We start from the raw sequence: 9,766 nt of genomic DNA, 5'->3' as shown, positions 1-9,766 counted from the left end.
GCGCAAACTCGACGGCCAGAACCGCCTGCCGGAGATCATCCAGGGGATTGAGTTCCGCGACGGCCTCCGTCAACTTCAAGCCGCCGCCTGATCAGGCGTCACCAACTTTTGCCCATATCTCGCTGCCAGAAGTCACGCGGAAGAACAGGTAAAGGCTGTTCTTTGCAGCGGTCAGGGTCGTTTCATTAACCACGCCGCCGAACGACTGCGGGTTCCAACCATAGCCAAAGTCGCCACCGCCATTCGCATAGACGGTGTTGAACGCGCGGGTCTGGGGCATGCAGGCCCAAGACTGCGGGCAGAGGGTATCCGAGAACCCGTAGCTGTAAGAGAAGGATCCGTTGGTGCTGCCAGGCGTGACTTTGAACGTCCCCTGCTCAGGGGCAAAGTCAAAGACGATCCAGTCATTCTGTTTCATCTGGACCGCATCAACGGTCGCGGCCGAAGCCGCACCAGCAAGGGAGGCGAAGGACAAAATGGTGGCGGCAAGAAGAGATTTCATGGCAAGCTTGAACTCAAAAAAGGCCCCACAGGGGAGCAAACAGGGTGACAGTCAGCAATGAATCGCGCTCTGGTTGAACCAAGCTGGAGCATATCTACTCTCCTGCTTATGCCACCGTCTACTGTCCTATTGGTCAACTTGAGCTGGTCGCTCCGGCGCCCGAGCGCCCCCCTCCGCCCCACAACCTCTGGCAGATCCCGCACCCCCGCCTCCTCCGGCCCATAAAACCTGTTACAGGCAGAGCTGCTGCCGGGGGTTGAAAACGGGAACGTGGGGGGGAGGAAAGGCTCAGGTCGAGAATAGGGGCAATGGGCGCAGGTGAGCGGCCGCTGACCGAGCCTCCCGCTCCACCGTCAGGCGCTGCTCTGGCCCGTATGGGTCTTATGGACCGGAAAGAGGTAGGGGCGCAGGTCGTGCGGGGGCTGTGGAGTGTACGCTCTTCGGCCTTGAAACATATGATCCTGCGGGAGGAGCACCCATTTCTTATTCCTGTTGGAATACGAAAGAATTGTTCATCCAGAAGTTTACTCCGAACGCCACGCCAATCCCCGCGATCTTCGCAAGCGTGCCGGGCAGCCAGACAGCCGCCAGGGTCGTGACCCCGGTGTTCACGACCAAGCCCAAAAGGGCGAAGGCCATGAACAGCATGAAGCGTCGCCATGTCGAACCCAGCCGAAAGACGACGGCAGAGGAAAGCGTGAAGTTGTAAACCGCCGCGAAGGCAAAGCTTACCGCAGCCGCCGCCGGGGTGCTGAAATCCCCTTCCCGAAGAAGAACGAAACCTCCCAGATCAACCAAGGCAGCCGAACCGCCAACAAGCAGATAGCGCATGAACCGCCCGGACAGCGCGTCCGATCCGAAAAGGCGGCGCAGATGGGCCGTCACGCCGAACCGATCAGCGCAGTAAAGGACCGGAACATGTCTGGCCCCACAGGCTGGCTGGTTCGGATGAGGACATCGACACCCGCACGGCGCCCCGCCTCTCCGTCCCGTTCATCGCGATCACCGATCAGGATCGTCTCGGCAGGAGAAGCATCGGCGATTTCCATCAGATGCTGCAACCCGCTCGGATCGGGTTTCTGGAAGGGAACGCCCGGGCCGCCCGCAAAGGCGATGGCATCGGCCTCAAGGCCCATGGCCTGGATCTTGGCGGCGGCCGGATAATCCGACAGGATTCCGACAAGCGTGCCGCGCGTCCGCAATCTGGCGAAAAGCTCGGCCACGCCGCCATAGCGGCAGCGGGACAGCAGCGGTAGCGGGCGTTCCTGCATCCATTCCGCCACCAGTTCTCGCGCGCGCGTTTCACTTATCCGTCCGGCGCGGGCCGCCGCGGCCAGAGCCTCGGCTTCAAAGTCGGCACGTTGCGCGTCCGCCGTGACTTCCCGCGCATGACGATAGGCCTGGAGCGCCTTGAGGGTGGAGACATTTCCAGTCAGGGCGATATGAGACAGCAGGCGCACCGCCATGGCCCGGCGCAGCCGGGACTGGTCGTAAAGCGTTCCATCCACATCGAAGACCACCAGTTTGCGTCCCTCAAGACGGGCCGCAAGCCCGCCTGGGAACAAGGCCCCGGCCTTTGTCACGAGATCCCCTTGCGAACCGGAAGTTCGATGAAATGCTGATTGGTCATGGTTTCCAGAAGCGGGATGTTCACCACAGAAGCAAGAACGAACAAGGCGACCACGATCGCCACCAGAACCATCATCCGCCGCGCCTTGAACAGGTGCTCGGGCTTGCGCGCGACCGAGTTTTGCTTAAGCGCCAGGATGAAATATTCCGCGAAAAGGAAGGACAGCGCGGGGAAGACCAGCACATATTCGACCTTGTACTTGATAAGGAAGACCGCAAGAAAGAAGATCGAGAACAGCGCGTAAAGCAGCGAGGCCACCAGCAACCGACGTTCCGTGTAATAGCGGAACGAACGGCGGTAGAGACCCAAAAGCTCTTGCCCTTGTTCGGCCACGATGTCTCGGAATTCCGCCAGCCTTTTCGCGTTCATCAGAAAGGCACCGCCGAACCAATAGGACAGCAGGACGCTGACCGGCGGCAGAGAGGATGGATCGACCATGGCCCAACCCAGCATCAGGCGCAGGGGATTGTTGATCGACTCGGTCAGCACGTCGCCGAACACGACATCCTTGGTGCGCAGCGGCTTCACGTTATAGGTGACGCCTGAAATCAGGAACAGCACGGCGATGACAAAAAAGGTGCTGTTCAGCATCCATGCAAGGCCCAGGCCCGCAACCACAAGCGCCGCGTATTCGGCATAGACCACCGTTCCCGACAGCCTCTTCTGAACCGCAGCCCGCTGCGATTTTTCGGGATGGTATTTGTCGAACTCGCGGTCAAGCCATTCGTTTATGACATAGTTCGCCGAAGCCAGGGCGACAGCTGACAGGAACCCCAGGACAAGGGGCGTGAACCCCAGTTCGGCCTGCGCCGGGCGCAGAAGCAGCGCAAGAACGATGCCCGGGATGATAAAGACGTGCTTCGTGACATGGTCAAGGCGTGCGATGCGCAGATAATCCGAAAGGTTCGCACGCGTATCGGCCGGTTTCATGCTGTCGACAGAAGTCATGAGTATCTCGTCTCCCTTCCTCGGAGATAAAGCCGACGATCTTGCGAATAGGCAGCAAGCGCGATGATGGCAAGAACCGGGACAAGCCATGCGACACGCGCCTGAAAGCGGTCATAGGGTGATGCGAGCACGCCGCACACTGCTGCATTGAGAAGAAGGCCCGTAATGCTTACGACCAGAAACGGCCGCAGCCCGCCTGCCCTTGTTCCAAGGTCCGGCCGCGTCGCCACAAAGCCAAGCGCGGCAAGCCCCGCCAGAACAAGCGCCATGTTGGTTATGGACAGGAAACGATACAGCCAATCCGCGTCATAAAGGCGGCCCGCGCGCACCCTTTGCGCCAGCGGAGCGGAAGACTGCTCGGCCGCGGCGCGTTCGCCGATGGCAGACCGGATCGGCGTGGTAACAAGGCCGATCATGACGGTCTGACGCGCCGCGTCGCGAAGGGCAAGCCCAATGACGGCCAATGGATCGTGGCGCAGCGTGGCAAGCGCGAAGGACGCGTCCTCGTCGACAAGCCGCCGCTGATAGTCAAGGGGCACGGAAAACCGGAACAGAAACTCCCGCCATTCGACGGGGAGCCGATCGGCCCCTTCGCAGACCGCGAAGCCTGCATCGGGGCAAGCGTCGCGAATGAAATCCATGCCGGGTCCCCCATCAACAAGATGCGCGGTCAGGAAGGGCAGTCCTAGTGGCTGATTTCCGGCGGCGCGCGCGATGGCCGCTTGGGCCGCCATCTCCAATCCGACGGCCGCAACAAGGACAGCGAACAGCTTTCCGATGGTCACCCAGGCAATGGGCGCGACCTTCGCGGCGCGAAGAACCCCGAAAAGCACCCCCAGGATTCCCAGGACAAGCAGATGGGATGAATGGGCCAGCGCGGCAAAAAGCACCAAGCCCCACAGAACGATGCGGTCGATCCGCCCGATCCGGTCCCGGGCCGCGACCAGCACCGCGACCGCCAGGATGCCGACAGCGGCCCAGACATCCGGCATGGCGGTCGACGCGAAGATGCCGAAGGTGGACAGGACGCCAAGCGCAGCCATGGCGACCAGATAGCCCGCACCCACCGCGCCCGCCGCCGCGCGCCAGGCGAAGGCGACGGTCAGCGCGCTGCAGTAGGCTTGCAGGATGACGCCGTTCCAGGGTGGAGAAAAGATGCCCGGAAGGGCCGAAAGAAGACCGTAATAAACCGACCTTCCGGCTCTCGGCGTCCAATTGTCCTTTCCACCAGTCCCAACTGAGGCTGTATTCCCGGTAGATAACTCGTCAAGAGGCGCAAAAGCCTCAGGCGAGACACCCCCTGACGGAGCAGTCGCCCACCAAAAATCCGGAAGGGTGCTGCCCAATTTTTCCCAAGCACTTTCCCCATAATAAAAATAGACGAACGCATCTGGATAAAAAAAGGGCACGCCGTTCACAAAGACATAGATCAGAAGCAGAAGACCTCCGAGACATGCCATGAGATAAGGTGAAGCACTACGCGAACTCGCCGCTACAATCATCGAAATTAATAAACCTACAGTTTATGGTATCATACCAGTCCCATAGAACTCTGTTGGACAAGTTTATTCTAGGGGTGATCTACGCTAAGGGCGTCTTAAGATGCCTAAAACTAGTTAGGCTAGCCCCCGCTTGTTTCATCTAGGGCTGTAAGGGGTCTCGCCCGAACCCGCGATCACAATCCATAATCATCGCTCAAGTCGCGGTCGTGCCCTCTTTGCTCTCGTTCGCGGACCCGCTCCTGCTCTCTGACGCGCTCGGCCTCCTGCACCCGCTGCCTCTCCTCGGCTAGGCGCTCCTGCTGCAAGCTGGCGACGCGCTCGGCCACCGCAGCGGGGTTGATGGTCCGCGCCGCCTCCCGCAACCGCTCGGCCAGGTTCTTGGCACTCTCCGGTGCCCGGCCTTCGCCACGCCCTGCTTCGCCGCGCTCCAGTTGGACCTCACGGGCGGCTCGCAACCGCGCCGCCAAGTCTTGGGCCGCGCTCTGGTCTAAGCCACGGCGGGGAAGCTCCAGCTGTTCCCGGCGCTGCCCTCCGGCATGCGCCAGCTCGTGCCCCGGTGCCAAGCGCTCCACCGTCCGTCCCAGCCACTCCCGCACCTGGACCGACAGCCGCTCCGCCACCCGCGCCACCTCAAGGGCCTGCGCCTTGACCTCGCGCCACAGCTGCACCGCCGCGACCTCGATGCCGCGCTCCTTCAGTTGCCAGGCGCCGGGGGACAGCTGCGGCAAGGGCGCCCGGTCCAGCTGCACCGCCCGCACCGTCTCACGCAAGGCCTCAACCTCATCGCCCCGCTCCCGCGCCTGGACAGAGCGCTCCAAGGCTTCCTCGCGCTGCGCCTCCAGCGTCCGGTGATCGATCCGCGCCTCGTGGCCGCATCGCTCCAGGGCGTGGTTGCTGTCCCGCGCCCAGGCCTCGCGCCAGTCCTCCAGCAGCTCCTTGGCGTTCCAATCCCGGTTCTTGGCAGTGAAGCCCTCCGGGCCGATTGCGCGGGTGGTCAGCAGGATATGCGCATGATGGTTGCGCTCGTCGCCCTCACGGCCCGGCGCGTGCAGGGCGATATCTGCGACCATGCCGCGGTCCACGAAGGACCGCTGGCAGAAATCGCGGACCAGCTCGATGCGCTGATCGCGGTCCAGCTCCGCCGGCAGTGCCACCCGGATCTCGCGGGCGACCTGGCTGTTCTTGCGTGTCTCGGCCAACTCCACCGCGTTCCACAGCGCGGCACGATCCTGGACCCACTCGGGCGAGCGCTCGGGGGCCAGGATCTCCACATGTTCGACACCACTGCGCGCCCGGTAGTCGAAGCTGAGGCCGGTGCGATGGTCCGCGATCCGCTCGGCGCTGCGATAGGCCGCCGCCGCCGTGGCGCTACGCCCGGCCGAGCGGGAAATCATCGTGGCCCGCAGGTGATAGATCGCCATTCCGTGTCGCGCTCAAGCCAGGGGTTCAAAGGGGATTGCAACATCCCCTTTGCCCACACAAACGCGCAGCGTTTGTATAAGTGGGCACTTCGTGCCTTGCACCATAAGCCTCAAGCGGTCAGTCTGGCAACTATTAGACGAACAAGGGATTGCAGAATGGCGCGCACCATTGATCAGCAGATTGCCGAAGCCCAGGCCAGGCTTGCCCGGCTTAGAACTAGGGCGAAGGCATCCGAGACCCGCCGCAAGATCATCGTCGGTTCCGTGCTCACAACCGAAGCCTTGAGAGATCCGAAGATCGCCCGCTGGATGGCCGCCACCCTGCGCAAGAACGTCACCCGCGAGGTCGATCAGAAGGAACTGGTGGGATTGCTGGCCGAGCTCGATGCCAAGGCGCAAAGCGCCGGGACGGGTGAGCCGTGAGCGTCAAGGATCCCTTCGAGATCCTGGCCGACGAGATCACCCTGATCCGCCGCCAGATCGACCAGCTGCAGCGCACCAGTCTGGACCGGAAGGAAGCGGAAAAGCTCAATGCCGTGGTGGCCCAAGGCCTCGACCGCATGGCCAAGGTCGGCCCGGCCCTCCAGCAGCGGATCGAACAAAGCCTGGCTACCGCCGCCCTCGATCTGCGCCAGCACACCGTCTATGCGGCCACGGAAGGCGCCAAGGAGGCCATCCGCGCAGCACAGCTCGAAAGCATCAAGGCAGCCGGAGACCTCCGCAAGGCCGCCGGAGAGGCCCGCAGAGAGGCCTGGAGGTGGTTTGGCGGGTTCTGGGTGTGGTTGGCCTCTGTGGGCGCTGCATTCTTCGCTCTGGGCCTTCTAACCATGTTCCTGCTGCAAGGTCGCGCCGATGCCCACAAGTTCGGGCAAAGCCCAAGCATCTTCTGCAAATGGGCAGGCGGGGAAACCATGTCCAACGAAGCTGGCGATAAAGCCTGCGTGTTCTGGATCGACACGCCGCCAGGACAGGAATGATCAACTTAAGGTTGTCTATTTGGATAAGTTGCCCGGCGCGTCAGCTTCCGGCATAACCATCCCATCAGCCGAGCGGCCTTTGTGTTGTGTTTTGCGAGTTCGCGCCGCTCGGCTGGAAAATCCCTTGATCAAGGAAAACTCGGCATCGTCCTTGGCGTATGCTTTGCGGACTTCCGGATTTTTCAACAGGCGCTGCTTCAGATCGGCAAGCTTTGTCATGGGGTCACGCCGCAGGCTGAATCGAAACCTTCAGCCCGAGTGCTTTGGCGACCTTCAAGACCGTGGAGAGTGTCGGGTTGCCTTCCCCCGAAAGCGCCTTGTTCAGCCCCACCCGGCTCATGCCGACTTCCTGGGCAAGCGCCGTCATGTTCCGGGCGCGGGCAACCACCCCAAGGGCACGGGCGATATAGGCTGGATCATCGCCGCCCTCCTCCATGACGGCTTCGAGATAGGCGGCAATATCTTCCTCGGTCTTGAGGTAGTCGGCACTGTCGTAACGGGCAAACTGTTCTTCTGTCATTGTTCAACCCTTCCACTGTGCGGCCAAAGCCTTGGCCTGCTTGATGTCCCTGTCCTGCGAGGATTTATCACCCCCGCACAGCAGGATGATCAGAACCGGACCGCGCTGGATGAAATACACCCGATAGCCTGGCCCATAGTTGATCCGGAGTTCCGACACTCCGTCGCCGACAGGCTGCGCATCCCCTGAATTGCCGCCAGCAAGGCGATCCAGACGAGCTACGATCCGGGCAACCGCACGGCGATCACGCAGCCCTGAAAGCCAGCGGTCGAAGGTTGCACTACGGATCAATTCAGCCATGTGATAACTATAGTTATCAATTGGTGCCCTGACAACACAGGTGATCCCTTGTTCTCAGCTGCTGTGCTCACAGCAAAGCGGAACCGACGCAAAAATGTGTCCTTCGGACAAGTTTTTATGTCGGTTCCGTCCCGGCGCTGCCCGCCGTTCGCCTGCTCGTGGGGCGGCCACTCACGGCAATCACCGCCGCGTCGGAACCTCCGCTATAGATCATAAGAAAGGCAAAAATTCAGCTCCAATGATTTCAATAAGATAGCCCTGTGGATAAGCCTAGATCTGTCCTACCATAGGACACAGCGTGTCCTATCTGATTCGGAAAATGGCCACGCCTTGACCGGCTCTAGGGCACAAAATGCTTTACATCGGACACAGATTGTCGAAGTTCGGACATACTTTTCTCAAGGAAATGCTATGTCTTTGCCTTCAATTGCGCCTGGTCTCCCTCGAACCCATGGAACGTGGGTACAAACGGACAGGTCAGCGCATGAAGCTTGGGCACAGTTCCTTGGGCTGAAAGGCGCAACTGCTGCCTCGCGTGTGCTGCATATCCTTATTGCTCGCATGGGCGAGCGGAATGCCGTGGTGATCTCTCAAGGGGCGCTTGCAGATGAATTGCAGGTTGATCCTCGAACCGTGCGCCGCGCCATCGCCATGCTGCGGGATCATAACTGGATTCAGACGGTAAGCCTTGGCGGTGCAAAGAGTGGGGTTCAAGGCTATATCGTCAATTCCCGTGTTGCTTGGCAGGGTTCGAGAAACGGGATCCGACACAGCGTTTTCGACGCTATGGTCTATGCAACGGAAAAAGAGCAAGAGCCTGGCGCGATTGACGATCAGGCGCCACTACATCGCCTGCCAGAGCTGTATCCCGGAGAGCATCAGCTTCCATCTGGTGATGGTTTGCCCCCAGTGTCGCAGCCTTTCTTTGACGGCATGGAGCCAGATCTCCCCGCCACTCACCGTGAAGATTAACGACCCAGAAAACGCACCCAGAAGCCTCGCTTTTCAGGCGCTCCCAACTGCTCTGTGGGGCGTGGCAGGGCCTTCATCATCTCATCGATAATGCGTCCTCGTTCATCTCGGACGGCTTCTGCACGCACCCTCCCCTCCCGTTCCTGATCCAGATCCTCCTTCATCTGAGCGAGAGCCGCTTTCAGGGTTTCCACCTCCTTGACAAGTTCTCCTGGCAAATTGCCAGAATAGCTTTGTTTTTCCACGTCAAGGAAATGTCCGAGCCTGTCAATTTTGTTGCCTGGGTTTCCATCCCTAAGTTGGTAAAGTCGGGCAAGCTCTGCAGTGTCAATTTGCCAGCTTTCCGACCCCCCTGCCTTTACTTTTTGCCCAGATATAGTGCCATCCTTGAGAGCCTTTTGCAGGGTGGGACGTGACACATCATAAAGCTTGGCAGCCTTGGAAACGCTTATCATCGGCATAGCAACTCCCCCTGTAAAGCCACTGTCCGATTGCTTGCCATAGAGGGCAAGTCATTTCCACCCTTGGCTTTGAGAAGTTCACTAAGAGTGTGCTCGATGCGCTGAAAGATCTGCCAAGGCTGTTCTCTATAGGAAGAGCACTGCCCAAGCGTGTACGGCTCATCAAAGGCAAGCTCGACACCCGTCCGATCAGGCAAGACAAAAAAGGCCCGCGCAATGCGGGCCTCGAGCATGGCGAACCTCAGAAGGACGCTTCCAGTGCCTGCTTGAGGTCAGGCCGCCTTCTTACGCCGGCGCAAGGCAGCAAGTCCCCCAACGCCCCCCAAGAGAAGAAGCGCGGAGGCTGGCAGCGGAACCGGGGCAGGGGTCTCGGGCTCATCGGCGACCAGCTGCGAGACCGAGGCGCTGCCAGAGAGTAATGAGCGAAAGTTGGTGATGCCCTGAGGGGGCGGCATATCATGGCGGTGTTCAGAACGCCGTCAATTCTCAACCGAGAAAGGGATATGCCACATGCCAGAGACTACCATCACCCA

General features: G+C 60.6%; 14 protein-coding genes. 3 read left to right on the top strand and 11 right to left on the bottom strand.

The annotated features are described in order from the left end of the window. Nucleotides 1–91: 91 nt before the first annotated feature. From EYE42_RS15800 to mobQ, 6 genes are all read right to left on the bottom strand, one after another. Nucleotides 92–502, bottom strand: a complete 411-nt coding sequence (locus EYE42_RS15800) for a hypothetical protein (RefSeq protein WP_130992279.1) — start codon at nucleotides 500–502, stop codon at nucleotides 92–94. 483 nt (nucleotides 503–985) lie between these two features. Then, nucleotides 986–1,333 (bottom strand): GtrA family protein, encoded by a 348-nt coding sequence (locus EYE42_RS15795; RefSeq protein WP_130992278.1) that lies wholly within the window; start codon nucleotides 1,331–1,333, stop codon nucleotides 986–988. Nucleotides 1,334–1,383: 50 nt separating this feature from the next. Beyond that, nucleotides 1,384–2,085, bottom strand: coding sequence for an HAD family hydrolase (locus tag EYE42_RS15790; RefSeq protein WP_130992277.1), 702 nt, complete (start codon nucleotides 2,083–2,085; stop codon nucleotides 1,384–1,386). After that, the gene (locus tag EYE42_RS15785; RefSeq protein WP_130992276.1) at nucleotides 2,082–3,080 is read right to left on the bottom strand and encodes a UbiA family prenyltransferase; all 999 of its coding nucleotides are present in this window, start codon (nucleotides 3,078–3,080) and stop codon (nucleotides 2,082–2,084) included. The genes EYE42_RS15790 and EYE42_RS15785 overlap by 4 nt, the downstream gene beginning before the upstream one ends. Next, nucleotides 3,077–4,582: a hypothetical protein gene (locus EYE42_RS15780; protein ID WP_130992275.1), complete on the bottom strand. Its 1,506-nt coding sequence runs from the start codon at nucleotides 4,580–4,582 to the stop codon at nucleotides 3,077–3,079. Before EYE42_RS15780 ends, EYE42_RS15785 begins: the two co-directional genes overlap by 4 nt. A gap of 173 nt (nucleotides 4,583–4,755) precedes the next feature. Then, on the bottom strand, nucleotides 4,756–6,003 hold the full coding sequence (gene mobQ / locus EYE42_RS16460; protein WP_130992274.1) for a MobQ family relaxase: 1,248 nt from the start codon (nucleotides 6,001–6,003) through the stop codon (nucleotides 4,756–4,758). 156 nt (nucleotides 6,004–6,159) lie between these two features. Here mobQ and EYE42_RS15770 point away from each other — a divergent pair, with 156 nt between their 5' ends. Together EYE42_RS15770 and EYE42_RS15765 are read left to right on the top strand one after the other, a co-directional pair. Beyond that, a complete protein-coding gene (locus EYE42_RS15770; RefSeq protein WP_130992273.1) occupies nucleotides 6,160–6,426 on the top strand; it encodes a hypothetical protein in 267 nt (88 codons plus the stop codon). Continuing rightward, nucleotides 6,423–6,980 carry a hypothetical protein gene (locus EYE42_RS15765; protein ID WP_130992272.1) on the top strand — a complete coding sequence of 186 codons (558 nt, stop codon included), beginning with the start codon at nucleotides 6,423–6,425 and terminating at the stop codon, nucleotides 6,978–6,980. The genes EYE42_RS15770 and EYE42_RS15765 overlap by 4 nt, the downstream gene beginning before the upstream one ends. Nucleotides 6,981–6,995: 15 nt before the next feature. Here the strand turns inward: EYE42_RS15765 and EYE42_RS15760 are convergent, their stop codons facing one another. The 3 genes from EYE42_RS15760 to EYE42_RS15750 are packed head-to-tail and all read right to left on the bottom strand — an operon-like array spanning nucleotide 6,996 to nucleotide 7,800. After that, the gene (locus EYE42_RS15760) at nucleotides 6,996–7,199 is read right to left on the bottom strand and encodes a hypothetical protein (protein WP_130992271.1); all 204 of its coding nucleotides are present in this window, start codon (nucleotides 7,197–7,199) and stop codon (nucleotides 6,996–6,998) included. A 4-nt stretch (nucleotides 7,200–7,203) separates the two neighbouring features. Then, nucleotides 7,204–7,500, bottom strand: a complete 297-nt coding sequence (locus tag EYE42_RS15755; protein ID WP_130992270.1) for an addiction module antidote protein — start codon at nucleotides 7,498–7,500, stop codon at nucleotides 7,204–7,206. A 3-nt stretch (nucleotides 7,501–7,503) separates the two neighbouring features. Beyond that, a complete protein-coding gene (locus EYE42_RS15750) occupies nucleotides 7,504–7,800 on the bottom strand; it encodes a type II toxin-antitoxin system RelE/ParE family toxin (protein ID WP_130992269.1) in 297 nt (98 codons plus the stop codon). A 411-nt stretch (nucleotides 7,801–8,211) separates the two neighbouring features. On the opposite strand from EYE42_RS15750, the gene EYE42_RS15745 reads away from it, so the two are divergent. Next, entirely contained in the window at nucleotides 8,212–8,772 is a 561-nt protein-coding gene (locus tag EYE42_RS15745) for a helix-turn-helix domain-containing protein (RefSeq protein ID WP_130992268.1), read from the top strand. On the opposite strand, the gene EYE42_RS15740 is transcribed toward EYE42_RS15745, so the two are convergent. Together EYE42_RS15740 and EYE42_RS15735 are read right to left on the bottom strand one after the other, a co-directional pair. Continuing rightward, nucleotides 8,769–9,233: a helix-turn-helix domain-containing protein gene (locus EYE42_RS15740; protein ID WP_130992267.1), complete on the bottom strand. Its 465-nt coding sequence runs from the start codon at nucleotides 9,231–9,233 to the stop codon at nucleotides 8,769–8,771. The two genes, EYE42_RS15745 and EYE42_RS15740, sit on opposite strands and share 4 nt — an antisense overlap. Before the next feature lie 272 nt (nucleotides 9,234–9,505). Further along, on the bottom strand, nucleotides 9,506–9,688 hold the full coding sequence (locus tag EYE42_RS15735) for a VPLPA-CTERM sorting domain-containing protein (protein ID WP_130992266.1): 183 nt from the start codon (nucleotides 9,686–9,688) through the stop codon (nucleotides 9,506–9,508). Nucleotides 9,689–9,766: the final 78 nt, after the last annotated feature.

The sequence above is a fragment of the Paracoccus subflavus genome (genome assembly GCF_004310345.1).
GTDB lineage: Bacteria > Pseudomonadota > Alphaproteobacteria > Rhodobacterales > Rhodobacteraceae > Paracoccus > Paracoccus subflavus.
Note: the sequence above shows the minus strand (reverse complement) of the source record. Positions and strands in the feature narration are given on the sequence as shown.